General features: G+C 67.9%; 35 protein-coding genes. 11 read left to right on the forward strand and 24 right to left on the reverse strand.

The window, feature by feature from the left end; genetic code table 11:
• Window positions 1-71: 71 nt before the first annotated feature.
• Complete coding sequence (locus HZS55_RS08945; protein WP_179911342.1) at window positions 72-797, forward strand: DUF2103 domain-containing protein; 726 nt, start codon at window positions 72-74, stop codon at window positions 795-797.
• Window positions 798-820: 23 nt separating this feature from the next.
• Here the strand turns inward: HZS55_RS08945 and HZS55_RS08950 are convergent, their stop codons facing one another.
• A complete protein-coding gene (locus tag HZS55_RS08950; protein ID WP_281373087.1) occupies window positions 821-1,360 on the reverse strand; it encodes an NUDIX hydrolase in 540 nt (179 codons plus the stop codon).
• Window positions 1,361-1,507: 147 nt separating this feature from the next.
• Between HZS55_RS08950 and HZS55_RS08955 the strand changes: the two genes are divergently transcribed.
• The 6 genes from HZS55_RS08955 to HZS55_RS08980 all read left to right on the forward strand — a co-directional run bounded on the left by HZS55_RS08955 (window position 1,508) and on the right by HZS55_RS08980 (window position 6,946).
• A complete protein-coding gene (locus HZS55_RS08955; protein ID WP_179911343.1) occupies window positions 1,508-1,786 on the forward strand; it encodes a 50S ribosomal protein L37ae in 279 nt (92 codons plus the stop codon).
• Complete coding sequence (locus HZS55_RS08960; RefSeq protein ID WP_015408900.1) at window positions 1,783-1,917, forward strand: DNA-directed RNA polymerase subunit P; 135 nt, start codon at window positions 1,783-1,785, stop codon at window positions 1,915-1,917. Before HZS55_RS08955 ends, HZS55_RS08960 begins: the two co-directional genes overlap by 4 nt.
• A gap of 10 nt (window positions 1,918-1,927) precedes the next feature.
• On the forward strand, window positions 1,928-2,179 hold the full coding sequence (locus HZS55_RS08965) for a KEOPS complex subunit Pcc1 (protein ID WP_179911344.1): 252 nt from the start codon (window positions 1,928-1,930) through the stop codon (window positions 2,177-2,179).
• A 115-nt stretch (window positions 2,180-2,294) separates the two neighbouring features.
• Window positions 2,295-4,961, forward strand: a complete 2,667-nt coding sequence (locus HZS55_RS08970) for a bacterio-opsin activator domain-containing protein (protein WP_179911345.1) — start codon at window positions 2,295-2,297, stop codon at window positions 4,959-4,961.
• A gap of 131 nt (window positions 4,962-5,092) precedes the next feature.
• Complete coding sequence (locus HZS55_RS08975; protein WP_179911346.1) at window positions 5,093-5,497, forward strand: DUF7344 domain-containing protein; 405 nt, start codon at window positions 5,093-5,095, stop codon at window positions 5,495-5,497.
• A 135-nt stretch (window positions 5,498-5,632) separates the two neighbouring features.
• Window positions 5,633-6,946 (forward strand): site-specific integrase, encoded by a 1,314-nt coding sequence (locus tag HZS55_RS08980; RefSeq protein WP_179911347.1) that lies wholly within the window; start codon window positions 5,633-5,635, stop codon window positions 6,944-6,946.
• Here HZS55_RS08980 and HZS55_RS08985 read toward each other — a convergent pair.
• The 8 genes from HZS55_RS08985 to HZS55_RS22930 all read right to left on the reverse strand — a co-directional run bounded on the left by HZS55_RS08985 (window position 6,865) and on the right by HZS55_RS22930 (window position 12,869).
• Window positions 6,865-7,074, reverse strand: coding sequence for a hypothetical protein (locus tag HZS55_RS08985; protein WP_179911348.1), 210 nt, complete (start codon window positions 7,072-7,074; stop codon window positions 6,865-6,867). The genes HZS55_RS08980 and HZS55_RS08985 overlap by 82 nt on opposite strands.
• Window positions 7,071-7,481 carry a hypothetical protein gene (locus HZS55_RS08990; protein ID WP_179911349.1) on the reverse strand — a complete coding sequence of 137 codons (411 nt, stop codon included), beginning with the start codon at window positions 7,479-7,481 and terminating at the stop codon, window positions 7,071-7,073. The genes HZS55_RS08985 and HZS55_RS08990 overlap by 4 nt, the downstream gene beginning before the upstream one ends.
• Window positions 7,474-9,015, reverse strand: coding sequence for a hypothetical protein (locus tag HZS55_RS08995; protein ID WP_179911350.1), 1,542 nt, complete (start codon window positions 9,013-9,015; stop codon window positions 7,474-7,476). Before HZS55_RS08995 ends, HZS55_RS08990 begins: the two co-directional genes overlap by 8 nt.
• A 403-nt stretch (window positions 9,016-9,418) precedes the next feature.
• Entirely contained in the window at window positions 9,419-9,646 is a 228-nt protein-coding gene (locus HZS55_RS09000) for a hypothetical protein (RefSeq protein WP_179911351.1), read from the reverse strand.
• On the reverse strand, window positions 9,639-10,517 hold the full coding sequence (locus HZS55_RS09005) for a hypothetical protein (protein ID WP_179907708.1): 879 nt from the start codon (window positions 10,515-10,517) through the stop codon (window positions 9,639-9,641). The genes HZS55_RS09000 and HZS55_RS09005 overlap by 8 nt, the downstream gene beginning before the upstream one ends.
• The gene (locus HZS55_RS09010; RefSeq protein ID WP_179911352.1) at window positions 10,514-10,972 is read right to left on the reverse strand and encodes a hypothetical protein; all 459 of its coding nucleotides are present in this window, start codon (window positions 10,970-10,972) and stop codon (window positions 10,514-10,516) included. Before HZS55_RS09010 ends, HZS55_RS09005 begins: the two co-directional genes overlap by 4 nt.
• Window positions 10,969-12,342, reverse strand: coding sequence for a DUF7344 domain-containing protein (locus HZS55_RS09015; RefSeq protein WP_179911353.1), 1,374 nt, complete (start codon window positions 12,340-12,342; stop codon window positions 10,969-10,971). Before HZS55_RS09015 ends, HZS55_RS09010 begins: the two co-directional genes overlap by 4 nt.
• A complete protein-coding gene (locus HZS55_RS22930; RefSeq protein ID WP_343063156.1) occupies window positions 12,342-12,869 on the reverse strand; it encodes a hypothetical protein in 528 nt (175 codons plus the stop codon). Before HZS55_RS22930 ends, HZS55_RS09015 begins: the two co-directional genes overlap by 1 nt.
• A 258-nt stretch (window positions 12,870-13,127) precedes the next feature.
• Here HZS55_RS22930 and HZS55_RS09025 point away from each other — a divergent pair, with 258 nt between their 5' ends.
• A complete protein-coding gene (locus HZS55_RS09025; protein ID WP_179911834.1) occupies window positions 13,128-13,370 on the forward strand; it encodes a winged helix DNA-binding protein in 243 nt (80 codons plus the stop codon).
• Window positions 13,371-13,375: 5 nt separating this feature from the next.
• On the opposite strand, the gene HZS55_RS09030 is transcribed toward HZS55_RS09025, so the two are convergent.
• Window positions 13,376-13,624, reverse strand: coding sequence for a hypothetical protein (locus tag HZS55_RS09030; RefSeq protein WP_179911354.1), 249 nt, complete (start codon window positions 13,622-13,624; stop codon window positions 13,376-13,378).
• 56 nt (window positions 13,625-13,680) lie between these two features.
• Complete coding sequence (locus tag HZS55_RS09035; RefSeq protein WP_179911355.1) at window positions 13,681-14,709, reverse strand: Cdc6/Cdc18 family protein; 1,029 nt, start codon at window positions 14,707-14,709, stop codon at window positions 13,681-13,683.
• A 181-nt stretch (window positions 14,710-14,890) separates the two neighbouring features.
• Here HZS55_RS09035 and HZS55_RS09040 point away from each other — a divergent pair, with 181 nt between their 5' ends.
• A complete protein-coding gene (locus HZS55_RS09040; RefSeq protein WP_179911356.1) occupies window positions 14,891-15,352 on the forward strand; it encodes a hypothetical protein in 462 nt (153 codons plus the stop codon).
• Window positions 15,353-15,354: 2 nt separating this feature from the next.
• Here HZS55_RS09040 and HZS55_RS09045 read toward each other — a convergent pair whose 3' ends face one another.
• Genes HZS55_RS09045 through HZS55_RS09075 form a run of 8 tightly spaced genes read right to left on the reverse strand, consistent with a single transcriptional unit; the run spans window position 15,355 to window position 18,196 of the window.
• The gene (locus tag HZS55_RS09045) at window positions 15,355-16,161 is read right to left on the reverse strand and encodes a hypothetical protein (RefSeq protein WP_179911357.1); all 807 of its coding nucleotides are present in this window, start codon (window positions 16,159-16,161) and stop codon (window positions 15,355-15,357) included.
• 53 nt (window positions 16,162-16,214) lie between these two features.
• Entirely contained in the window at window positions 16,215-16,673 is a 459-nt protein-coding gene (locus HZS55_RS09050) for a hypothetical protein (RefSeq protein WP_179911358.1), read from the reverse strand.
• Window positions 16,670-16,936: a hypothetical protein gene (locus HZS55_RS09055; protein WP_179911359.1), complete on the reverse strand. Its 267-nt coding sequence runs from the start codon at window positions 16,934-16,936 to the stop codon at window positions 16,670-16,672. Before HZS55_RS09055 ends, HZS55_RS09050 begins: the two co-directional genes overlap by 4 nt.
• Window positions 16,929-17,234, reverse strand: coding sequence for a hypothetical protein (locus HZS55_RS09060; RefSeq protein WP_179911360.1), 306 nt, complete (start codon window positions 17,232-17,234; stop codon window positions 16,929-16,931). Before HZS55_RS09060 ends, HZS55_RS09055 begins: the two co-directional genes overlap by 8 nt.
• A complete protein-coding gene (locus tag HZS55_RS22805; protein ID WP_281373091.1) occupies window positions 17,231-17,365 on the reverse strand; it encodes a hypothetical protein in 135 nt (44 codons plus the stop codon). The genes HZS55_RS09060 and HZS55_RS22805 overlap by 4 nt, the downstream gene beginning before the upstream one ends.
• Window positions 17,365-17,508: a glycyl radical enzyme family protein gene (locus HZS55_RS09065; RefSeq protein ID WP_179911361.1), complete on the reverse strand. Its 144-nt coding sequence runs from the start codon at window positions 17,506-17,508 to the stop codon at window positions 17,365-17,367. The genes HZS55_RS22805 and HZS55_RS09065 overlap by 1 nt, the downstream gene beginning before the upstream one ends.
• Complete coding sequence (locus tag HZS55_RS09070) at window positions 17,508-17,816, reverse strand: hypothetical protein (RefSeq protein ID WP_179911362.1); 309 nt, start codon at window positions 17,814-17,816, stop codon at window positions 17,508-17,510. The genes HZS55_RS09065 and HZS55_RS09070 overlap by 1 nt, the downstream gene beginning before the upstream one ends.
• Complete coding sequence (locus tag HZS55_RS09075; protein ID WP_179911363.1) at window positions 17,816-18,196, reverse strand: hypothetical protein; 381 nt, start codon at window positions 18,194-18,196, stop codon at window positions 17,816-17,818. Before HZS55_RS09075 ends, HZS55_RS09070 begins: the two co-directional genes overlap by 1 nt.
• Before the next feature lie 207 nt (window positions 18,197-18,403).
• On the opposite strand from HZS55_RS09075, the gene HZS55_RS09080 reads away from it, so the two are divergent.
• Both HZS55_RS09080 and HZS55_RS09085 read left to right on the forward strand, forming a co-directional pair.
• A complete protein-coding gene (locus tag HZS55_RS09080) occupies window positions 18,404-18,655 on the forward strand; it encodes a MarR family transcriptional regulator (RefSeq protein WP_179911364.1) in 252 nt (83 codons plus the stop codon).
• On the forward strand, window positions 18,655-18,831 hold the full coding sequence (locus HZS55_RS09085; protein WP_179911365.1) for a hypothetical protein: 177 nt from the start codon (window positions 18,655-18,657) through the stop codon (window positions 18,829-18,831). Before HZS55_RS09080 ends, HZS55_RS09085 begins: the two co-directional genes overlap by 1 nt.
• A 435-nt stretch (window positions 18,832-19,266) precedes the next feature.
• Here the strand turns inward: HZS55_RS09085 and HZS55_RS09090 are convergent, their stop codons facing one another.
• The 5 genes from HZS55_RS09090 to HZS55_RS09110 all read right to left on the reverse strand — a co-directional run bounded on the left by HZS55_RS09090 (window position 19,267) and on the right by HZS55_RS09110 (window position 24,227).
• Window positions 19,267-20,463, reverse strand: coding sequence for a PQQ-binding-like beta-propeller repeat protein (locus HZS55_RS09090; RefSeq protein ID WP_179911366.1), 1,197 nt, complete (start codon window positions 20,461-20,463; stop codon window positions 19,267-19,269).
• Window positions 20,464-20,466: 3 nt separating this feature from the next.
• Entirely contained in the window at window positions 20,467-20,967 is a 501-nt protein-coding gene (locus tag HZS55_RS09095) for a hypothetical protein (RefSeq protein ID WP_179911367.1), read from the reverse strand.
• 71 nt (window positions 20,968-21,038) lie between these two features.
• Window positions 21,039-22,526, reverse strand: a complete 1,488-nt coding sequence (locus tag HZS55_RS09100) for a hypothetical protein (protein WP_179911368.1) — start codon at window positions 22,524-22,526, stop codon at window positions 21,039-21,041.
• A 2-nt stretch (window positions 22,527-22,528) separates the two neighbouring features.
• On the reverse strand, window positions 22,529-23,968 hold the full coding sequence (locus tag HZS55_RS09105) for a hypothetical protein (RefSeq protein WP_179911369.1): 1,440 nt from the start codon (window positions 23,966-23,968) through the stop codon (window positions 22,529-22,531).
• Between the two features lies 1 nt (window position 23,969).
• Window positions 23,970-24,227, reverse strand: coding sequence for a hypothetical protein (locus HZS55_RS09110; RefSeq protein ID WP_179911370.1), 258 nt, complete (start codon window positions 24,225-24,227; stop codon window positions 23,970-23,972).
• Between the last annotated feature and the right edge of the window lie 20 nt (window positions 24,228-24,247).

Genomic DNA, 24,247 nt, shown 5'->3' on the forward strand with positions numbered 1-24,247 from the left:
TCGGCTGTGACGGACTCCCACGGGGCGGGATTTCCGCGCCGCTTTTGACGCTCGCACGGGACCGATCCGATATGGAGTGTCGGCGTTGCGGCTCCGCGCTGGACCGACCGGGCGATTACTGTCTGGTCTGTCGCTCGGAGAACGCCGACGCCGTCGTACTGGAACTCGACCGCGATCGGGCCCGCGTGACGACACTCGTCGACGAGGAGGTCGCCGGCGTCCGCGAGGTGACGACCACCCCCGAGGACGGCGAGGAGACCGGAGTGATCGAGCTGCGGAACTTCGCCGGGCTCGTCGCCGACGAGGTGCGCCGCAAGCGCCCGGAGGAGGTGTACGCGACGGGGGACCGGGAAGTGTTGCGGGCGGTGCGGGGCCAGTTGCACCACGACTTCTACCGGGTCGGCGACGACGAGGACCCCGTCGAGTCGGTGCTCTCCCGCCGGGGCGACGCGCCGCTAGAGGTCGTCGAGGCGGCGCCCAGGGAGAAGATCGGCGGCTCCCACTCGACGCTCGTCGGCGGCCGGGCGGGCCAGCGCGCCATCCAGACCGTCGCCGGCCACCCCCACGTCAAGAAGATAATTCCGGGTCCGATCGACGCCGGCGGCTCGGGCTCGCGGTCGGGCGTCCGCGCGAAAGCCACCCGCGCCGGCGAGAACGGCAACGTCCGCCTGCTCATCCGCGACGGTTCGTCCGTCCAGGAGAACCGCGTCGTCACGACCGCCCGGGAGCGCGATCTGGGGGAAGTGGTTCGGGAGGACCTCAACGAGGCGCTGCGCGAGGCCGACCTGCAGGAGTGAGCCCCTCCCGAACGGGACCCACTCTACCCGTCGCCGAGGGCGTCGAGCGCGGCCAGCAGTTGGTCGCGGCCGGAGGCACGGAACGGGGCGTCGATCTCGCGCAGTTCCGCCCGGGAGACGAACCGCGCGGCGGCGGCGTCGGAGGCCGCCGCGACGGTCCCCGACGCCGCGTCGGCGGGCGCGGCGTAGTTGAACGACACCATCGTCGTCGCGTCGAACTCCAGAAAGCCGTCGCCGACGAGCTGTAGGTCGTCGGGCGCCACCGCCAGCCCCGTCTCCTCTTCGAGTTCGCGCGCGGCGCCGGCGCGGGGCGGTTCGCCGTGTTCGATCCGGCCGCCGGGGAGCGCCCACTCGCCGGCGTCCTCGCCGACCCCCAAGCGGACCACCAGGAGTTCGTCGCCGTCGACGACCGTCGCTCGCGCCATCGGGACCGGGTTCCGGTAGATCGTCAGGTCGCAGGCCGCGCAGTGCGGGCGGGGCCCGTCCGATGTCTCGCGCTCGCCGAGGTCGTCGCCGCAGGTCGGGCAGTTCGCGACGGCGTCGGTCTCGACAGTCCATCCCATGGGCGGCTCGTCGAACGGCGACGACAAACGAGTTGCGCCCCCGGCGTGAGCAGACGCGACAGCGCCGACGCCGTGCGAGGGGGCGGCCGACGGCGTCGGATGTGACTCGCAGGGTTTATACGGCCCACTGCCGGACGATACGTTACTATGGCTGAACAGCAGGGACGAACCGGAAGCGCGGGTCGGTTCGGCGCGCGGTACGGCCGCGTCGCTCGCCGCCGCGTCGCCGAGATCGAGGGCGAGATGAACGAGGACCACACGTGCCCCGACTGCGGCGAGGACCGCGTCGACCGCCAGGGCACCGGCATCTGGGAGTGCGGCTACTGCGGTCACACCTTCACCGGTGGCGCGTACACCCCGACGACCCCCGGCGGCCGGACGGTCACCCGGTCGATCCGCGCCGCACTCGCCGACGACGACGAATGAGCTACAAGTGTTCCCGCTGCAAGCGCGACGTCGAACTGGACGAGTACGGCGGCGTCCGCTGTCCGTACTGCGGCCACCGCGTGCTCCTCAAGGAGCGCAGCCGCGACATCAAAGAAGTCGACGTGCAGTAACGCGCGAGCCGTGGACCACGAGGCCGTTTTCGACTGGGAGTATCCCGACGCCGAGCGCGCTCGCCGCGTCGAGCGAGCCGTCGCCGTCGAGGTCGGCGACATCGAGGGCGACCGCACGACCGCGACCCTCGACCGCGACGGCGCGACCCTGACCGTCACCGTGACCGCCGCCGACCTGGTGGCGCTCCGCGCCGGCTGTAACACCTGGCTGTCGCTCGTCTCGGTCGCCGAGGACTGCGGGGCCGCCGCGGCGGCGGACTGACGCGGTGGCGGCCGACGGGCCGTCGCACGTGAACCAGGCCCACAAGTTATGAGCCTCGACGTGGTACCGTTCTCCCAGTAACCATGGGTAGCCAGCACGCGCGGGTGGGGACGGCGTGAGCGAGCGAGTGGAAGGGCCGGGGGCGGTGACCGACCCCGTCGTCGCCGAGCTGCTCGACGCCGTCGAAGACCCGGCCGTCGTCTGCGACCCGGACGGGACCGTCCGCGCCTGGAACGGGCCGTTCGCCGAGCGGATTGAGGCGGACCCGCGGGACTCGTCGGTTCCGGCGGTCGTCGACTGCCCGAGCGACCCGCTGGGGCGGGCGGTCGAGACCGGTGAGCGGACGATCGGGAGCGGGCCGGTCCGGTCGAGCGGTCGGGAGGTGACCGTCGCCGTCCGGCCGGTCGAGCGCGACGGGGCGGTCACGGCCGCCGTCGTGACGCTGTCGGACGCGGCGGACCCCTTCGAGACGGAGCGGGCGCTCTACGAGGCCAGCGTCGACGCGGCGGCCGACGCCGTCTACGTCGTCGACCGCTCGCACACGATCCGGGCGGCCAGTGACGGGTTCCGGCGCTTTACGGGTATCCCGACCGACCGCGTCGTGGGGCGGGACGTGGACTGCCTGCGCGAACTCGGGATCATCGACGGCGACATCTTCCACGAGGGGATGCGGGCGCTGCGGGAGCTGTTCGCGGGCGCGGTCGACAGCCACACCATCACCTCGCACGTCCGGCTCGACGGCGGGATGGGGTACGTCGAGAACCGGCTGTCGCCGATCGAGCGCGACGGCGAGGTGGTCGCGGTGGTCAACGTCGTCCGCGACGTGACCGAGCGCGAGCGCCGCCGGGAGGCGCTGGCGGCCAACCGCGAGCGGCTGTCGACCATCATGGAGGACCTGCCGGTCATGATGGTCGTGGTCGACGGCGAGGGGCGGATCGACCACTGTCAGGGGCTGGACTTCGACGCGCTGGTCTGCGACCGGTCGGAGTTCCTCGGCGAGCCCGTCGAGGCGTTCGAGCCGGTGTGTCCGGGCCTGGTCGAGGGGTTCCACCGGGCGCTCGACGGGGAGACGGGGGACGCGACGGCGGCGATCGGCGACCGGACCTACAAGGCGTGTTTCGAGCCGCTGACCGAGTCCGAGCCCGGCGCGGACGACGCGGCGCCCGCGGGTGCCATCGCCGTCGCCATCGACATCACCGACCGCACGCGCCGGGAGGCGGAACGGCAGGCCCGCGAGCAGGAACTGCGCGCGGTCATCGAGAGCAGCGCGGACCCGATCGCGATGCAGGACGTCGACGGTCGCTACCGGGTCGTCAACGAGGCGATGGTCGAGACCATCGACGACGACCGGGACTCGATCGTCGGCTCGACGCCGGCGGCGGTGTTCGACGACCGGTTCGCGACGCGCGTCGAGGCCCACCGCCGCGCGGTGCTGGACACCGGGCGGGCCCGGGTCGTCGAGGAGACGGTGGCCGGCGAGCCGACCGACGAGACCATCCAGTTGACCTTCGCGCCGTACCACGGGCCGGACGGCGAGGTGCAGGGGACCGTCAGCATCGCCAGGAACATCACCGAACTGGAGCGCCAGCGCGGCGAACTGGAGACGCTGGCGGAGATCCAGGAGCTCGTCCAGGAGAGCGTCCGGGCGCTGACGGGCGCGACGACCAGCGAGGCGATCAAGGAGAGCGTCTGCGAGCGCCTGGCCGACTCGGAGTACTACGAGTTCGCCTGGATCGGCCAGCGGGAGGCCTCCAAGCGGGAGGTGACGCCGACCCACTGGACGGGGATCGCCGACGACTACCTCGAGGAGATCACGGTCACGGTCGCGGCCGACGACCGGGGCGGGGGGCCGGCCGGCGAGGCGTACCGGACCGGCGAGGTGCAGGTCGTCCACGACGTGACGAGCGACCCGGTCTTCGAGCCGTGGCGCGAGGCCGCCGTCGAGAGCGGGGTCGGGTCGATGGTCGCGGTGCCGCTGACCCACGGGTCGACGACGCACGGCCTGCTCGCGGTGTACGCCGACCGCCCGAACGCCTTCAGCAGGCGGGAGCTCTCGGGCTTCGAGACGCTCGGCGAGGCGGTCGGCTTCGCGCTCGCGGCCGCCCAGTACCGCCGGCTCGTCGAATCCGACTCCGTCCTCGAACTGGAGTTCGAGGTCCACAGCGGGACGCCGCTGTTCGCCGCCAGCCGCGAGCACGACTGCCGGTTCGAGATCGACCACGCGGTCCGGACCGGCGACGACCGCGTCGTCAACTACCTCACCGTCGAGGGCGCCGACCCCGAGGTCGGCGCGGCGGCGGCCAAAGAGCTGTCCAACCTCGAGGAGATCCGCGAACTCGACCGCGAGGACGGCCCGCACTTCGAGATGACGCTGACCGACTCGGTGTTCCGGTTCCTCGCCGACGCCGGCGCGCGCGGCAAGCGCGGCATCGTCGAGGACGGCGTCGGTCACATGCTCGTCGAGGCGCCGGCGGATCTGGACGTACGGCGGGTCACCGAGGCGATGGACGCCCGCTTTCCCGACGTGAGCCTGGCCGCCAAGCGCGAGCGCCACCGGACCGACGCCCCCTGGTGGCCGGGCCACGGCGACATCGGCGCCCGACTGACCGACCGCCAGCGCGCGGTCCTCAAGACGGCCTACTACAACGGCTACTACGAGTGGCCCCGCGACGCGGACTCCGAGACGCTCGCCGACTCGCTCGACATCGCCTCGACGACTTTCCTCCAGCACCTCCGCAAGGGCCACCGCCGCGTCCTCGAAGCCATGTTCGACTCGCAGTAGCCCCCGATCCCCCGGAGATAGCCGCCGCGTGAAACGTCAGCGCCCCGAACAGGTGAGCGGAGTAACAGGTACCCTAGGCTTCTAGGGCCGATATTCTTTATGGAGAGCGAGCAACGGTAGGGTAGACGGGTATGAGTGAACGGAGCGGGTCAAACGACGGAGGACGCGGTCGCACGAAGCCTGCGGTCGACGACCTGGAGGGGGATCGACCGTTCATCGACACGGTGTTCGAAGCGCTCTCGGACTGGCGGCGCCGCGAGGTCTGTCAGTTCTTCCGCGAGGGTGACGTGAGCACGGCGACGGTGGACGAACTGGCGATGCTGCTCGCGGCCAGCGAGCCGGCGGGGCTCGGGGAGCCCCGCGGCCGCAGCCACGACGAGTTCGCGACCGAGCTGATCGAGACGCATCTCCCGCGGCTCGACGCGGCGGGCGTCGTCGACTACGACGACCGCTCGGACACGGTCCGCTACTGGGGCCAGCCGACCGTCGAGAAGTGGCTCGAACACGTCACCGAGGTCGACGGCCGAAACAACTGACGGGCGCGCCGGCGCCGCGACCGACGGCGGCCGCGCGGGTGGGGTCGGTCCGCCGGCGGTCGACTCTCCCCGGTCCGACCGGAAAGCGGTTTTTCGCACCATTGCTTTATGAAAGAGGACTCTCTTTGACCGCTCATGCCGACCGACGACTTCAGTGGCTTCCGCCGTCGGTACGACAACGCACTCGAACGCCTCGCCGAGGCGGACATCCACCCCGACGACCACGACGCCATCCGCTCGTGGCTCCGCGCCCGTGACGGCGACCTCGCCGTCTCCTCGCTCGGCCAGTACGCCAACCGGCTCCGGCGCCTCGCCGAGTGGAGCGACGTGCCGCTGATCGACCTCGACCTCGACGACGCCCAGGAACTGTTCTTTCGCGTCCGTCGCGACGACTCCATCGGCCGCGGCGGCCAGCCCAGCGACGCCACCGTCTACAACTACCAGGCCGCCCTGTCGACCTGGGCGACCGACCGCGGCGAGGAGTGGGTCGCGAACTTCGACCCCGACAAGCCCGACGACCAGGAGCACACCGTCGACGAGGCGGACATGCTCTCGCAGGACGACGTCGGCGACCTCGTCGAGGCCGCCCGCCGACCGCGCAACCAGGCGCTCGTCGAGTTCCTCGCCGACACGGGCGCCCGGCTCACACTCGCCGGGTCGCTCCGGGTCAAGGACGTCGACCTGGAAGGCGAGCGCGCGACCTACACGCCGAACCGAAACGCGATCGGGCTGAAGGGCGCGACCATCCAGCCCTACCCCATCATCGACGCGAAGGCGTCGCTGCGGGTGTACCTGAACCACTCCCACCCCCGGCCCGACGAGCCCGAGGCGGCGCTGTTCCACACCTTCGACGAGTGCGGCCCCGTCGCTGAAGAGGACGGAGCCCTCTCGCCGTCGCGGTTCAAAAGCATCCTGACGACGCTCGCCGACCGTGCGGAGGTCGACAAACCTGTCAACCCCCACAACTTCAGACATTCGGCGGTCACCCGGATGTGGCGCGAAGGGTACGATAAACAGGAGATCCAGCACCGCGTCCAGTGGTCGCTGGACACGGACATGTGGCAGCGCTACGTCCACGTCACGGCCGAGCAGATGAACGAGGAGATCTTCGCCGGCGCCGGGATCGTCGACGACGACGACAGCCTCTCGCGGGAGCGCCAGCGCTGCGGGAACTGCCGCGAGCCCGTCTCCCCGTCGGCGCGCTGGTGCCCCAACTGCGGCGAGGCGGTCACGAAAGAGGCGCGCGAGCGCCAGCAGGCCGGTCGCCAATCGATGATGTCCGGGATCGAGGACGTCCGCGCCCCCCAGCGTGTCTCGCTCCGAACCCAGGGCGTCGGCATCCTCGATGTCGACCCCAGCCGCCTCGGTCAAGCCGAGACACCTCCCTCGTCGTCGGTCTCGTCCGACTCGTCGTCCTCGCCGTCGTCGATCGAGTCGAGGAACGACTGAAACACCCAGGCGTCCGGGGCGTCGCTGTTGGCCTCGCGCTCGATGAGCTCGCGATGGTCGCGGATCCACTGGTCGATGTCCGTTTCGCCCGGGACGAACTCGCGGACTCGCTGTTCGGTTTGGCTCATGCGGAATCGGTCTCCTCGAACGTCTCGTGGCAGTACAGCCGCCAGCCCTCGCCGTAGCCGCCGTTGCGCTCGACGTGGACCTCGCCGGCGATGGCGTCGAAGTTCCCCGTGCCGACCGACTGCACGTCGACGACGACCGGCGCCGCCTCACCGCAGTCGGGACACTCGCGACTCTCGGTGTCCAGCTCGTCCTCGGGCCAGTACCAGTCGAGTTCGGCGCCGTCCTCGGTCTCGACCAGCGACGCCAGCCCCTCGTTGGTCAGCTGGCCGTACGCGAACAACGTGGGCGTGAACCCGGGTCCGAGGTCATGTCGGATCTCCCCGACTTTCGCGTAGGCCCGCTGGAGCTTCGAGCGCCGGCGCCGGACTCGCCAGCGTCGGTAGGCGTCGCGAAGCCGGTCAATCATCGGCGGCGGCCACCTCCTGGTCGTCGTCGACGACGTCGTCGAGGCACTCGTGGGCCTCCAGCACGGTCCGGGCGTAGTCCACCGAGACCTCGAAGTTCTCGGCAGCCTCGTCGACGGACTCGGACGCCTCGGCGACGCTGTGGATCTCTCCTTCGGTCATCTTGCCCGGCGCCGCGAGCCGCGCACACCACATCTGGCCGCTGACACCGACGGGCCTGACCTTGACGACCTCACGTCGGTCCTCCACCAGATCGTTGAGCACGTCGACGACATCGTTGCCCGGCTCGTCGAGCGCGAAGGCGATGTCCTCCGGCTTGAAAAACCGGTCGCCGTCGCGAGCGTGGCCCAGAAGGTACTCCAGGACACGCTCGCGAAGGACGCGATCGAGGCTGCGTTCGGGCCGGTCGGGCCCGCCGTTCTCGATGACGTCCGCCTCGGCCGGGTGCTCGCTCAGGACGACGGGCTCGCCGGGGTGGTCCTCCCGGCCGTGGTGGTCGCGAACGTCGGCCTGACTCGATTCCGGGCCGGCGCCGCAGTGACCGCACCAGAACTCGATCGGCGGCGCGTCCGACTCGTCGGCCTCGGTGGGGTCGTCCGCCTCCGAGTCCTCCTCGGCGGTCTCCTCCTCGGGTTCCGAATGGGGCTCTGGGGTGTCCTCGCCGTTGTCCTCCGGCTGGGGCTCGGAGACCGTCTCGGGGTCGTGCTCAGGCACGTCCTCGTCGTCCTGCTGGTCCTCGTCCTCGTCGTCGTCCTCCTCGACGGCGCCGTCGACGGGCTCCAGTCGCACGGAGTCGCCGTCGGCGATCGCCCGGATCTCCTCCTCGACGTCGACACCGATCTCGCGCCGTCCCGGGTCGCCCAGCTGGACCTTGTTGCGCCCGACGGCGTAGTCCGGCCCCTCGGCGTCGGTCCCGGGGATCAGGTCGGCGCCGTAGGGCTGGTCGACGACGGTCACCCGGTCGGTGTCGAAGTGGTCGGCGACCGTCCCGTTGAGGGTGGTGCCGTAGGACTTCGCCGTCGCGATGCCGAGCATGTCTTCGGTCTCGTCGCCGGTGTCGTCTTCGCCGCCGTCGGACCCCTCCGTTTCCGGTGCGGGTTCGGCGCCGGCGTCACCCTCGCCCCCGTCCGGGTCGTCGTCGGGGGCGTCGCTCTCGTCCTCGTCGACGAGCTCGTCGAACGTCGGGAGGACCTCGTCGTCGCGACCGTCCTGGTCGGCGTCGTCCCCGTCCTCGTCGTCGACGATCGACTCGGTCAGCTCGTCGACATCGTCGGTCGCTCCGGAGTCGGCTTCGACCTGCTCGACCTCGGCGGCGACATCGTCGTCGGTCGCCGGGCCCTGGTCGGCCTCGTCCTCGCTGGCAGCGTCCTCGCCCTCGAGGGAGAGCCCGATCGGCGCCGTGACCGAGAAGGTCGCGCGGACGTGGTCGCCGTCGACGGTCGTCGCGATGTCACTGGCGTCCTCGACGTCGACGCCGTGGTCCTCCAGAAGGCCGACGATGTCGGCGGCCGTCAGCATGCCCTCGTCGAGCGACATCACGCGTCACCTCCCGACACTGCAGTCACGTTTTTGAACGAAAAGCGCGCCCTTTGGAGTATGGACATCGACCCCATCGGGATCATCCTGTTCACCCTCGGCGTGCTCGTCGCGGCCTTCGCCACTCTCGCCGTCCTCGACGTACTCTCTGCGACAGCGTGAACAGGTCCGCTGCTGCACACACCGCCGTCGGTCGCGACGGGCCGTCCGCTGGACGATAGCCCGAGGTCTTCCGGACCGTGCTCGGCGGCCAGGTGGACCGCGAACTTGTTGTAGTCCTCGCCGCGGGTCGCGCCGCAGTGGGGAATCGGACACGCGACCATCCGAAGCCATTCGCCCTTGTGCCCCTCACTGTCCACCCGGACGAGGTAGTCCTCGTGTCGGTCGGTGTTGGACGGCATCGTCACCGCACCTCCTCGATATCGCGGACGGTGTCGGAGCTGATCCACGCCTCGCCCTCGCGGTCGGCCCGCAGCTCGCCGTCGCGACGGACGAGAGCGACATCGTCGAGTGGGCAGAACAGCGCGTTCCCGCCGACGGTCTTGATGCACGCGACATCGGGATCCTCGGGGCCGCGCGACCGGGCCGCGTAGCTCTCGATCGCCTCGGCGACGTGGTCGCCCTCAGACATCGCGACCACCTCCGTCGGCGTCGACGAGCTCTGCCAGCGGTCGGCAGTCGTGGTCCCGGAGCTTGGCGAGCTCGTCGAAGACGCGCAGACAGATATCGCACTTGTGCGGGGCCTCGTCGGTCGCGAAGGCGCCATCCCGCGGGACCTGCGCGCCGGCGCTCGCGGCGCCGGGTGGGTTCCCGCCGTCGGTGACCGCCGCCGGAGCATCGCCGCCGTCGTCCTCGTCGAGGACCTCCTGCAGTTCGTCCCACGCCTGGAAGGTCGCGTCGGTCAGCGGATCGGCACCGCTCGCGTCGACACCGCGCTTGTCGGCGATCCCGTCGATGGCCGCCAGCGCGTACCCACGAGCGTGCTCGTCGAGGCCGGGCTCGGCGGCAACGGCCTCACGAACCGCGGCGAGTGGCGAACACGCCTCGTCGGCGCCGACACCGGGGCCCCCGGTGCGCTCGATGGCGGCCTCGACCTCCAGGAGGGCGGCGCGGGCGGTTTCGGTGGAGACAGTCACCACCTCCTCCGAGTCGCCGTGCTCGTGGTCGTCGGGGTCGAAGTCGTCCGCGGTGATCGAGAACGTCCGGAGCGCGCCGTTCGGGTCCAGATAGGTGGCAGCCAGTTCGACCAGCGTCAGGTCGATGTCCCCGGGCTCTTCGAAGATGGCGATCGTCTTGGCCTCGTCCTCGGCGATCTCCGCGAACTCGTCGATCGTCGCGTCCTCGTCGACGGACAGGCCGTCGATGTCGACGCCGCCGTCGGTCGCGGCGCGCTTGACCTGCACCGCGTGGAACTGGTCGTGGTCCTCGGCGGCGTCTCCGACCTCCTCGAACTCGCCGCGTTCGAGGACACCGCACTGCTCGCACTCGGCGACGTAGCTCACGCCGACTCACCTCCCGGCAGCAGGTCGGTCTCGTCGGCCGTCGCGACCATCGGGGCGTTCCCGAGGATGTCCTTTACCGACCGGCGACTCCCGTGCTCGACGAACGTCGGGTCGTTGCCGAGCTTGTTGTCGAGCTCGGAGTAGCCGGCGATCTCGTAGCGCCCCTCGTCGGGGTCCCACCGGATGGCCGTCGCGCCGATGTTGGTCCACGTGACGATGGCGAGCTCGCCGTCGGCGTGCTTGGCGGCCCGGAGGTAGTCGTTGGCGTCGGCGGTGCGGGGCGGCGCCTCGCCGCTGACCTCCGCGCGGACGCGCCGGACGGTCGCCCGCTGGTCGGGCTTGCACTCGTCGAGGACCGCCAGGGCCGCCTCGCTGACCCGCTGGCCAACCGGGAGCGGCAGGCGGTCGAGATCCCAGTCGATGTCGGCCTGGACGCGCTCGGGGTTGACCGTCATCGGTCGTCACCTCCCGAAACCTCGTCGTCGGGTTCGGGCACCGGCATGAGGATGGCCTTCCCTCCGTCAGTATTGATGTTCGCGAGGTACCAGCGGTGGGTCTCCATCAAGTTGGTGAACGTGTGGTCCTCAGTCCCCTGGATGCTGACTCGGAGCCCGAGACCACACGGCTCGATAGCTGAGACGAACGGCTTTTGCTCCAATCGTTCCTCGACGTAGTCCCGCGACGATGGGGTCTTCACGTCAGTCCCACCGTCGGTCATCGGGACGGGGTCCTCATCCTCTGTGTCAGTGTGCCGGTCGAGCAGGGTCTGGAGTTCGTCGGCCGGGACGTGCTCGCCGTCGGTGTCCTGCCCCCCGTCGGTTATCACGACCGGCTGCTGGAGCGAGACGACGAGCATCGTATAGTCGCCAGCACCGTCGGTCTTCGCGTAGGGGACACTACCGTTCGTGGACCCGCCGTCCGTGTATTCGACGGTCGCGCCGGACAGCCCCCGTAGCAGGTCCTTCTCCGCATCCTCTTCGAGGTCGCTGTGGTCGACAACGATCTCGGTCGCGATGTAGTCCCCGCCGTCGGTGAGCCCATTTGCGACCTCGGCGAGCGCCTCAGCATGAAGCGTGCGGTCACGGCCGTCAGCGATGATGTGGATCGTCACCGACGCGATCTCGTCGGTCACGTCCGTTCGGGTGATGTCTGATGGGCGCGAATCGGCCATCACCATGCCCCCGTCGGCTCGGATGCCCGCCCCGGGGTTACGGATCTGCCACGTCGTCCCGTTGCTGGACTTGCGACCGGACCAGCGCTCGACGACGCCGCGGTCGGCCAGCTGGGCGAGTCGTTTCCCGATGGACTTGCACGTCGACGGGTCGGCATCGAGGCCGAGTTCCGCAGCGACGTGGCGGGACTTGATGTGCGTGCGGCCGCGCTCGTCGAGCGAGCGAACGGCGTCGCGCACGTCCACGCGGTCGACGCTCGTCATCGCTGGTCCCCCGTGACTTCGACGGCGGTCGCGAGTAGCTCGACGGCGGCCTCGGTGGCCGCGGTCGCCTGGACCTCCTGGTCGTCGGCCACGTCGACGATCCCCAGCTGGTCGAGCTTCGGGCAGGTGCGTCTGGTACAGCGAAACGTAGACGCGCTTGCGCTCCTGGTGGGTCAGGTCGGCGATTGCGCAGTCGTACTCCTCGCTCGCGACGACCTCCGTCAGGTCGCCCAGGTCGACCGTCTCGAGCTCGGCGACCGCGCGAACGACGCGCCGGCGCCGGTCACTCCGCAGCGCCTCGAACAGGTCGTCGGCGTCGATGTCGGTCGTGACCGGCTCGGGGGCGGTCTCGACCTCGCTTTCGTCGGCGAACAGCTTGAGCCCGAACATCAGGCCCCACCTCGTGCGAGTTCGCGGCCGGTGTTGCGCTCGATCGTCTCGCCCCAGTCGTCGATGATGTCCGATCCGTTGTCGCTCAGGGCGTAGACGCGCCCCTTCTTGACATCGTCGTCGACCAGCAGCTCCACCACGTTGTCTTCGCGGAGGTTCCCGAGTGCGCGGGAGACATGGGCGATGCCGACATCCTCCTCGTCGGCGATCGTCGACGGCGTCGCCGGCCCGCTGGATAGGCAGGCGACGACAGCCATCCGGTAGGTCGACGAGAGCAGCGACGCAGCCGCGGGGGGCATGGTCTGCCCGCCGTCGGCAACTATCCGGCGACCGTCGGCGGCCATCTGGCCGCTATCCTCATGGGCGTGCCCGCTCGACTGTTCGACTGCAGGAGCCCCAACCCCTGCCGAAGTTTTCCGCGTGGACTCGGTCGGCGAGTCCTGACTATCACGATCGTTCGCACGATCGGCGGTTCTGCTCGTGTTGTGGGCCGTATTCTTAAGGCCCGTGTACTCTTTCTGTCGCATGGGTCGTTCGAAACCTCGTGGTGAGGTGACCGCTGACCCACCCGGCGTGTTGGCGCACGTCGGACCTTTTCAGGCCCGAAAGGGCGGGTCATAAGACTGTATTACCGCCTGCTACAAATAGGTTGGTGCTAAGTAAGCACCATATGCGAATGAGTGGGGCGTAGATATAAATGAGAAAGCACCGAATAACGCATTATCGGTAGGAATATGAGTTGTAGACCGGACTCTGCGCGCGTGGTGAGACAGCGAGCCGACTGGATGCGACCCGTCGACGAGCGCATCCTCGAAACGATGCGCGACGAGGGGAACATGACGCCCCGAGCGCTCGCTGACTTCGATGTCACTTCCCAGAGCCACGGTAGCGATCGCCTGTCCACCCTTGCGCGCGCTGGCTTGGTTGAGAAGATCTCTCGCGGCCTCTACCGCCTTACCGACGAGGGGGAGGCGTTCCTCAACGAGGATCTCGACGCCAGCACGCTCCCCGACCCGACCGACGACTGACATCGTCACGCGGGCTGGGCCATCCTCGCGAGGTTGTCTTCGAGCCACTCGGGCGTCTCCAGATCGGCAGGCTCGCCGTCGCGACGGCTTACTTCGACGCTGAACTCGCCGCCTGGCACCTCCAGGTGGACGATCCACTCGCGGTCCTCTGGCCCCGAAATCTTGAATCGGCGACCCTCGGCGGTGTCTTCGAGGTGGATCACGTCGGCGTCTTCGCCGCCGTACGTTCGGATCGTGGTTGTCTGTCCCGACATACACACTTGCGTACGCAGGGGGTATAAAAACAGATTCCGAGGGGGGTTCTCGAAAGCTACGGGAACCCGGGGGCGGCGTACCCGCTGTCGTCGATGCGGTAGGTCTTGCCCCGCGTCGCGCCCTCGGCGACCAGCAACCCGTAGGAGACCATCTTCCGCAGGTAGTTACTGGCCGTTTTCGAACTCCGTGGGTCGGCCACGCGGTCGGCGTATCGGTCGTGCGCCCCGGCCGGTGAGATCTCGCCCGCATCTCGCACGACCTCGTAGAGCGTCCGCTGGTGGTGGGTAAGCCGCGCCAGCGTCTCCTCGTGTAACTCGCGACTGGCCGTCTCCACAGCGCTGGCGATGTGGCCGTCAGTGATCGACTCGGCGTCGCCCTCGTATGCGTGCTCGGCGGCCGCCCGCAGGATGCAGATGCCCAGTCGCGCGTCCCCGTCGGCGGCCTCCGCGATGTGTTCGATCTGCAGGTCCGAGAGCGGCGTTCCGGCAAGGGCGTGCTCGGCCCGCCGTGCGAGGATCCGCGTCAGCTGGGTGACTGAGTAGTCGCCGAACTGCAGGTACCGACTCTCACCCAGCTGACCCCAGACCGCCCCGACGGTGTCGTCGAGCTCGTCGCGGTCGTTGACGATCCCGACAACCGTGAGGTTCGGCGCGGCGGCGAGCGCGTCGAGTGGCGCGGGGTCCTGCACCATCTCCAGTTCGTCGAGGACGACCACGCGCGACCGGTCGGTCTCGGCCTGAAGCGCGTCGACAAGCGTGGACTGCGGCGTCGAGTTTTCGTGGACAACGCGCAGCGAGAGTTCGTCGACGACATCCGAGAGGAGGTGGTACTCGTCGTAGTCTCGCCAGCAGTCGACGTAGGCGGTGACCACGTCGTCTCGGGAGTCGTACCGCCGGAGCGTGTGCCGGGCGACCATCGTCTTCCCGGTGCCGGGCGGACCGTGGAGGATGAACGGATCCGCCGCGCGGCCGTGGATGAGGTCCTGTACGGCCTGCTCGACATCGCTTAAGTGGTGCCCGCGGTAGACGATTAGCTCCTGATCCGGCACCTCGTTGTGGTTCAGGGCCCGCGGACTTCGGATCACGATCCGACATGTGATAGAAGTGGTTATAAAAGCAACGTGGGGGGTTCTGGAAAGCATCCGGGACGTTCGGGACCGTCTTATGTAACAGTCGTCCCTTCAGACAAGGCTATTCGTTACATAAGACGGGCACGGCGCCGGGTGGCCCCCGAGATTTATCCGGCCAGTCCGCGGAGTCTGGGGCATGTTCCGCCAGCTGGTCGAGCGGATGTTCGGCGGCGACGCTTACGATGAGCTGGATCACGACGCGGTGCGCGAGGGCCTGGAGCGCGACCGGGCCAAGCGCGAGCCGGCGTTCGACCGCCGCGACGAGTACGAGTACGACCACTTCACCGACGCGATGGAGGACATTCGGGAACTGAAACGCGAGCGGCGCCACGACGAGGTCGAGGACCTTCTGCTGTGGTGTATCGACTACGCAGAGGCCGAGGCCGAGCGGTCGGTGGAGCTGGACGGTTTCGGCGCAGCGCCGCCGGCCTACTACCGGCATCTGGCGATCGTCTACCGGAAGGAAAACCGGTACGGCGATGAGGTCGCGCTTCTCGATCGGTATGTAGAGTTTCACCGGCAACTTGACGACCACGTCGGCGACGATCTCCTGGGGCGCCGAGAGCGGGCCCGGAAGCTGGCTGCAGATCCGAGCTAACCTCACTCGGGCGTCTCTCGAAGTGAGACAGACCACTCCCTGTCGAACCGGGGTTCGAGGAACACGTACCCGTCGTAATCGATTATCTGGTCCCCGCGGTACAGCAGATCAAAATCGTTCCAGTTCCAGTCCCGAATGTATCCACGGCGGTCGGAATCGGTATCGACCGAAACGGTCGTTCTTCCGGATACCTCGATTGGCCCCAGTACGTCGTAGCTCGACCCAGACTCTGAGAAGGGGAGCGACGTGGCGGTCTCTGGATTCCGTTCAGGTGGGCGGATCGTCACTGACCAGTCTCCCCCAGTGCGGATCTGGTACCTGTGGGGGCGGTCCGGGACAACGACCGAGCACGTGCCGGTCGACACGCCGTCGATGTTGGCGAACGTGACGGTCCTGGCCGCTCCCTGGGTGGTTGTGTAGGACAGTTGCAGCTTCCCGCCTGCGAAATCGAATTCGAATAGGAGTGCGGTGTCGGTGAGGACCAGCTCTTTCGTTTCGTAGGCATCCTCGCCGGATAGCTCAAGCGGGAATGTGATCCCGGGAGTCGTGGTCGGTGTCGGTGAGTGGGTCGGTGACTTGGTCGCTGTCGGGGACGGTTTCTCTGTGGGTTTCGCTGTCGGTGGAAGCGCCTCCGGGGTTGAACCTGACCTTGTAGTACGAACCTGCGCATCAGTATTCGTCTGCGTTTGTGGGTCCGCATCGGTCCTATTCGGACCGCTCGTGTCAGTTCTGGTCCTCTCGTCGGAGGAACAACCTGCTATCAGTCCCGCCGTGATCCCAAACCCCTGTAAAAAACGCCGCCTGTCCATACCCGCGGCTATTGACACGCAACTAAGAGAAACTACCGGCGAAAACAGGTCCGTTAGTCCATCGGCGGCGACACCGGCACGTCGCTGTGGTCGGTCAACGGGTCCTCGGTCTCGTCGGCGATCCCGCACGCTTGGTCGTGGACGACCTCGAACACATCCTCGTCGAGATTCCCGCAGTGGCACATGAACGCGAGAACCTCGCCCTCGTGGAGTCCGCCGCGACCCTCGGTCTCGGCGAACTCGACGACCGTGATCGGATGGGCCTCGTCGAACTCCGGCGTCGACCGCCCCGGCACGTCGGGGACCAGCTCGTCGTAGTGGTCGCGGCCGTGCTCGCCGGCGAGGCTGCAGTCTTCGTCGTGCCAGATCTGGTCGAGCGTCTCGTCGGCCTGCATGCACTCGGGGCAGAGGTAGCCCGCGCACTCGCCGACGTAGTGGTCCGTCTCGCGCGGCTCCGTAACGACGAGGCGCTGGATCTGCGTCCCGTCGAGGTCCTCGCGGGTCACCCTCATCGGTCCGCGGCCTCCGGACCCGTGATGGACATCGCCGCCCCGTCCCCTGGCGGCACGAGCTCGACGGCGTCGGCAGCCGCGGCGTCGATCGTGACCTCCAGGTCGGCCGCGGTCTCGCCACCGAGCGGCCGCCACTCGCCGTCGTCGAGCTGCTCCTCGACGCGCGACCAGCCGCCCGGGCTCTCCCGGACGAACCGCACGCGCCGGCGCCGCGAGGACTGGTCGACGAACTCGAAGGTGACCTCGGGCCCCTCCTCAGACATCGGCCACCTCGCTGTGGAGCTGCGCGGTCCGCCGCAACCGCGACCGCGGGTAGGCGTAGCGCGTCAGGTGGTCCACGTCGGCGGTCGTTCGCCCGGGGAAGACCGCCTCGACAACGCGGTCGTCGGCGGGGAACTCGGGATTGACATCGGCGACGGTCAGGTCGTCGTCGACCGCGACCTCGTCGGCGCGCTCGGCCGGCGTACCGACCACGAGCATGGTCGCGGCCTCGTCGGGGTCGTCCTCTTGGCGGTCCTGGACGTGGTCGCCGACGTGGAGCTGCGGGCGGTCGTCGGTCATGCGCCCCTCCCGTCGTCAGCTCGCGACCCGCGGCGCAGGTACTCCAGCGCGTCGACGTCGTCCGGGCCGTGGGACTGGACGACCAGCCCCTCCCAGATGCGTTGCTCGTCGACATCGGACCACTTGCTCATCACGCATCACGCTCCAGAGTCGGGAGGTCGCGACCGCCACACTCGGGACAGCACCCGTCGACGGTCAGCCAGTCACCGGTGAACCCACAGTCCCGGCAGTCCCAGACGAACCCGTTGGCGGTCGGGTACGCGGCGTCGGCCATCAGGCACCCCCCTCCGCGTACCGCCCGACCACGTCACGCTCGACCGCGCGGATACTGGCGCCACCCGGACGGTCGTTCCGGGCGATCGCCGACTCGACTCGCTCGCGGACGAACTCGACGGAGACGGACCGCGAACGGCTGTGGCCGCACTTCTGAAACTGCCAGCCACACTGCTCGTCGGCGAAGTAGTACTGCGTCGCGCTCGGCGCCGGCGGCTGGACGCGTAGCGCGAGGTCGCCGTCGAGGGCGGCCGCGTTGGCCTCGTCGGTCGATGCGATCGTGTCGCCGGGCTGGACGTCGTCGGCCATCACTCGCCCCTCCAGTCGATCGGGCCGCCGCCGTGGCGCTCGCGGTCGTCGGGCATCTCGAAGTCGGCGTCGGGGTGGGCGTCGATGAACGCCAGCGCGGCGTCGCGAGCGGTCTGTTTGCCGACGAGCGTGTGCGAGAGGTCGGCGCCGACGTCGTCGCGAACGCGGGCGACGTAGCCCGACTCGTCGGTCGCGGTCATCGGGTCGGCCATCTGGGTCGGCCGAGACATCGACTCGATCGTGACGCGTAAGCCCGAGTCGTGCTCGAAGGCCTCGGTGTAGCCGTGGGGCAGCTGGTCGTCGTCGAGGCGCTCCCAGCCCGCGGGGAGGTCGTCGGTCTGTTCGATACCGTTAACAGCGGTGGATGCGTTGGTTGCCATTGCTTGGTTCTCCAAGCAGGTCGGGCGTGCTGGAACACGCGCCGGCCATCTTCTGACCGGGGCTCCCTGCTTACCCTACAGTACACACCCAGTCTACTTAACCGTTACGTTGTAACAACTACTGTCCAGTACACCAAAAAGTACAATAGCACGGGCACGCACAGTTACACTTGAGGGATAGCAGTGAGAGCATCCACACGACCAAACGTGGCGAACAAGAATTTCGAGCCGACGGGGCAGCAGCGACAGGTCCTCAACGTCTTCCGCGACGAGTACCAGGTAAACCCGCGACTGATCCGTGACGTGACAGGGCTGGAGCGCCAGCGAGTCAACGACGCGCTGTCGGCGCTGGGGAACGCCGGCTGGATCGAGAAGCGAACGCGGGGGCTGTACCGACTTGTCTACGACGGCGAAGGGTACGTGACTGTCGAACTCCGGCACAAGGAGCGCGATCGGTGATGCCGACCAGTGACCGCGAGGCCCGCGACGTGCTGGCCGAGCTCGAACGCGAGCACCGACAGTTCCGCGCCTACCTCGCGGGCGTCCGCGTCGGGACACGCATCCCAGCGGATTGCGACCGCGACGAGTTCCGCGAGCGCATCCTCGACGGCTTCTCCGACCACGTCGAGGACTGACGGGTTAGTTTTTTCGCCGATCGAAGATGCATACTTAGATCCGCCTTGCCCATGGCGGTGTTTCTCCCTCTACGAATCGATCGAGGTGTTCACGGCACAACAACATCTGGTCTGGTGTGCGCACTGAGCCAACCGGTTCGGCACTCCCAGGTTTGCGCTCCCGCTCAAGTGCTCCGGTCCCACACGTCGCTTCGTTAGAACAGGGCGAGTCTGCTGGAAATCCGCACCCCATCGAATCTGGTTTGCGCGACGCCAGTTCACGAACACAGCGTCGGCAAATCGTCCCGTGGCTCTCTACACTTCCGTCAAACTCGAAAATTGAGCCAACAGTCGGCCCACTATCTCCGCAGATGATACATCCCATCTTAGATCAAACTGTACATCGGTTGGTGTATAAAATCTGGCACTGCTGGCAACGCCGGGGTCGCGATGGAGTCACTCCAGCGCGTACAGGACCCCGTCGTTGCACCCGCAGTAGACGGCTCCATCGACGACCGCAGGCGAGGAGTCCACCCAGTCGCCGACCGAGAACGTCCAGTTCTCCGAGCCGTCGATCGCGTTGACCGCGTGGATCGTCGAGTCCCAGGCGCCGATATAGACGACGCCGTCGGCGTAGGCTGGCGAGGAGCTGTAGACCACGTCCCCAGTCGTATACGTCCATTCGTTCGAGCCGTCGCTGGCACTGACCGCCCGTAGTGCGCCGTTCGATGACCCACAGAAGACCGTTCCATTCGCGACCGCTGGCGAGGAGTAGATCCCATAATACCCCGAGAAACTCGTGTTGACCCACTCTTCCGAGCCATCACTGGCGTTTAGCGCGTATAGATTGTTGCCAGTATCGCCGACGTAGACCGTGCCTCCAACTACGGAGGGGGAGGCCTCAATTCTATTCCCCGTATTATATGTCCACTGCTCGGAACCGTCACCGGCGTTCAGTGCATATATCGTCCCATCATTGGACCCACAGTAAACCGTCCCGCCGACGACAGCGGGTGATGAGCGCGCATCTGCTCCAGTTTGCCAGAGAATCGACCCATCCGACGCGTCGATGGCACTGATATGGTCTCCCCCACCGACATAAACGGATCCGTTCACGACCGCTGGTGATGAGACGCCCCCACTGCTCGAAGGAGATTGCGACCACTGTTCGGTCCCATCGTCCGTGTCGAAAGCGTGGACATTTGATCCGACTCTGGCGTACAGAGTCCCGTTAACGACCGCGGGGGTTGCATCTGTAGGACCACCAGGAGATGCTGACCACTCGGCAGTGCCATCACCGGAGTTGATTGCGGCGATAGTGCCGCCGCCACCGACGCCGTACACTATCCCATCGACCACAACCGGCGACGCAACGACTTCCCCGGAGAACGAATACGTCCACATCTCCGTGGCGGATCCGGCCGGCCCGGCCGCGTCGGCGACCCCCGTGTGCCTTGGGTCGTGTCGGTACATCGGCCAGTTGACCGATGGGGTGCCCGTGCCCCGGGTCACTTGATCCGAGATCAGTGCGCCGTCGTCCGAGGTTCCGATCGGGTTGGGGATGGCGTCGCTCTGGATGCGTTCCTCAACGCCGTCGATGCGACGCTTCAGGTGGCGGAGGATCGCCGCCGACCGCTCTGGTGGAGATGGCATGAGTTAGAGCGCCTGATGGAAGATCGAGGCGTTGATCGTCACCTCGATGTCGCTGGTCTTCTCGACTGGGTTGATCAGCGTCCGGTTGATGAACGTGTTCGTGGCGTCGTCGACGAGGCCGGCCTCCCGGAGCGTGTTCCCGTTCGCGCTGTTCGCGCCGATGAGCGTCGTCGTCGCCAAGTCCTGCCCGTTGTCGGTCGTCGAGCCGACGCTGGTCCGGAAGACTTCACTCCCGAGGGCCGTGTTCGACGGGACGGGCTCGGTGTCGGCGGTCCCGACCGCGAGGTGGCTCGCCGAGATGTTCGTCGCGGAGTTGTTCGGATCCACGTAGTCGGTCAGGTTCTGCAGGTACGTGACGAGTATCTGGTTGGTCGTCGTCTGGGTGTATCTCGGGTCGACGGTGCCGTTCCGCAGTCGCTGGAGCCGTCCGTAGTCCGAGAGCGAGCCCCAGGCGGGCCAGCGCTGTCGGAGTCGGTTGGCGTCGTACACGTCGACGGAGTACACACCCCGGATGGCGAGTCGGCCGTCCCGATCGCTGTCGCTACCTCGGCCGAGGATGCGTCTGATAAGCTGTTTCATGTTGGCGTGCCGGTGATGTTCGCGGCGATTGATCCGAGGTTCGTCGTGTCGAACTCGGTGGTCAGCTGGTTGGCTTCGAACTCGTGCTTGACGCGTGTGACGACGTGCGTCCCGTCGGCATCGAGATAGGGCAACCCGATATTGATGGCGTCGAGCGGTGTTAGGTTGTGTGCCCGCGGAGAGTCGGCCTCGAAGTCGCCTTCGCGTGTCGCGACGCGTGCCGTCTGGAGCAACGTCGTCGCCAGATCCTTCGCGGCAGTGACGGTGTCGATATCGTTCGCGGGGACTTTCCGGTCAACGCGATTCCGGCGGCCGATCTCGTACTGGTTGGTCGCTTCCGCGGAGATGGGATAACTCTCGAATAGCTGGTAGGTGAGCGACTCATCCGGCTGGTATGTCCCGTCGCCACTGGTGTCCTGATACCCGACCTCCTGGCCGTTGGACTGGCTGGACTCGACGATCATCCAGCACGGGTCGGGCACATCATCGGCGCCGACGCGGAAGGTGGTCCAGTCGCCGTCAGCCAGGTCTGTCGCAGGCACGGTCGCCCGGCCGATATCGGCCGTCCGGTCGTCCGGCGCGACGGGCTGACCGCCATCGCCCGGCTGGATCCGGACGGTGAGGCTCTCGTTGGTCCCGGTCGTTCGTGTCCAGAGGTCGACACGGGGGACCGAGGGGTACTTCGGCGACAGCTCTTGTGAGAGAAACGCCGCGTCGGTCGCGAGGACGTATCCGTCCTGTGCGGTCTGACCGACCGACGCGCGGGCCCCGCGCCCGCCACGGATGATGACGCGGTTGGCGTAGTCGTCCTTCGAGACGGGGAGCGACACCGGCAGAACAACGTCGTCGACGCCGAGGGTCATCGTCGAGGTGAACTCCGACCGGTACTTCACGAGCAACTTGAGCCCATCGCTGCCGATGACCGCGCCGACGAGATCCGCAGCTTCCTTGACCGCTTCGAGGAGGTTCGTGTGGTTGAACTGAGCGGATCGCTCGTCGTTGGTCGTGTTCGACAGCGCCGAGATGTCAATCTCGGGTGCCTCGTTGCCGACGATCGTGTCGATGATGGCCGTTGGCGAGCCGGCGACAGGCATGTCGTCGAACGCGTCGGCGATCGTCCGGTCGCCCAGGATCCCACAGACCCAGTCCTCCAGCTCGAGCCGAAGGACCCGCCGGAGGTTCGTCTCGACGGTCGGTTCGGCTCGCTTGACGAGGCCCGTGAACCGACGGGACATCGACGACTCGCCGACCAGCCGCGCCCACAACTCGACGCGGGAGTTCAGACCGATATCGAGGTCGTCACGGTAGGCGGCCTCCTGGTCGTATATCTCGACGACTCCCGAGTCGCGAGATGGGCCGGCGTTGCGAGCGAACTGTGCCGACCGCACGTGGTCGAACGGGACCGTCGCGTCAGGGGACGAGGTGGTATTTCCGGCAGCGTAGATCCGGAGTTCGAGCTCTCCCTGGTAGATCTGTTTCGTCATGGCTATCGGCCGCTGGAGGTGTCGCGGACGTTCTCTGACTCAGTCTCGCGCAGGAATGCCGCTGCGGCCTGCTGACCGCCGCGGCGGCTACCCGCGTAGATCTCCAGATTCTCGACGGTTCTGCTGTTATCCGTCTGTTGGACCTCTGTGCGTTGGGTCCGGGCTGTCGCGTCGGCGATCGTCTGGTCCATCTGCGAGACGCCGCCGAAAAAGCCCTGGTCGTCGTTGGGGTTGGCGAGTGCGGAGACGCCAGCACCGAGCCGGAAAAACTGTCTGGTCGCCGGGTTCTTGGCTGCTGTTGAGACCGCCCGGTCGGCCCGCTCACCACCGATGTTTTCGCGGGTGTCCTGTCCAGATTGATTGATGGCGTCCATCACGCCAGTCTGGTGAAGCACGCGGACGATCCCAACACCGATGGCGCCCCCGATCGCCCCACCGAGGGCGGTCGCCCCGGCCGCCGAGCCGATCGAGGCGCCGACGCCCGACAACCCCGACCCGGCGAAGATGTTGCCGAGCCCGCCGATCGCCGACATCGCGCCGTGGATCTTCCAGATGGCGGGGCCCAGCGCGATAGCGGCCGCCGTGGCATCCTGAAGCGGGCCCGGAAGCGCCGCCCAGGTCTCCAGACCAGCATCGGTAAGCCGGAGGAGGGCAGTCAGCGGTGGCAGGAGAGTGTCGGCGACGGCCGTCCCGAACTCCAGCGCATCCGGACCCAGGTCGGCGACCACCTGGCCGAAGGTGATGAGCTCCGGTTTCAGTTCGTTCGTCGTCGACTGGATCGCCTCGAAGGCGCCGGGCCCGTTCGCGAGCAACCAGTTGACGCCGGCGCGGAGATCGTCCTGGTAGGCACGAGCGAGATCGAACGCTGCGCCCGTGGCCGCTGGCAGCACGTCCATCGCGATACCGCCGTAGCCACGGAGCGACTCCTTGAACTCCTCAGTCGACCCGACGGCGGCGACCATCTCCTCGGTCAGGTCCGGGACGGCGTCGATCCCAGTCTGGAGCAGCGGGTAGAACTCGTCGCCCAGCGGCTCGATGATCTGCATGACCTCCAGGCGCGTCCGGGCGAACTCTCGCTTGAGCTGGCGCATGTGCGTCACGGCGCCGACACCCAGCAGTAGCCCGAGGGCGCCACCCGCCGCGCCGAGGCCGGCCGTGAGGCCACCGACGGCGACGGTCGCCGCACCGGCGCCGGCCGTCAGCGCGGCGAGTGCCGGAATGAGACTGCCCGATAACCCAGCCGAGACGGCGCCGATCGAGAGCCGTGCGCTTTGGGCCGAGGCCCCGGCCGCAGTCATCGCTGCCGACGTCCTTGACAGCGCGCCCGATGCCTCGTCGGCCTCGTCGGCCGTCTCGTCGAGCTTCATGTTGACCCGCGTCAGGCCGGCCGTGGCGTCGCTGACCCGGGCGCCGACGTTGATACTTAGTCGTTCGAGAGCCATGTCATGATCCGTTGATGTTGTTCCACTGATCGCGCCACTCACGGCGCGAGCGTTCCTTATCGTAGAACTGCGTGGACAGGTCGCGATCGCTCGACTGGTCGCCGCGAGCGCCGCCCCGACCGTCCACCTGCTCCTCTTGGATGTACGCCTCGGCCTGCTCGGCCAGGGCAATCTCCTGCACCTGCCGCGGCGTCAGGTCGTCGATGAGCGGCGGCCACGTGTGCCGATAACCCCACTCGTGCAGCGTCTTCGTCGTCAACGCCTCCTCGGCTCGGTCGG

This window comes from Halosimplex rubrum (assembly GCF_013415885.1).
Taxonomy (GTDB): domain Archaea; phylum Halobacteriota; class Halobacteria; order Halobacteriales; family Haloarculaceae; genus Halosimplex; species Halosimplex rubrum.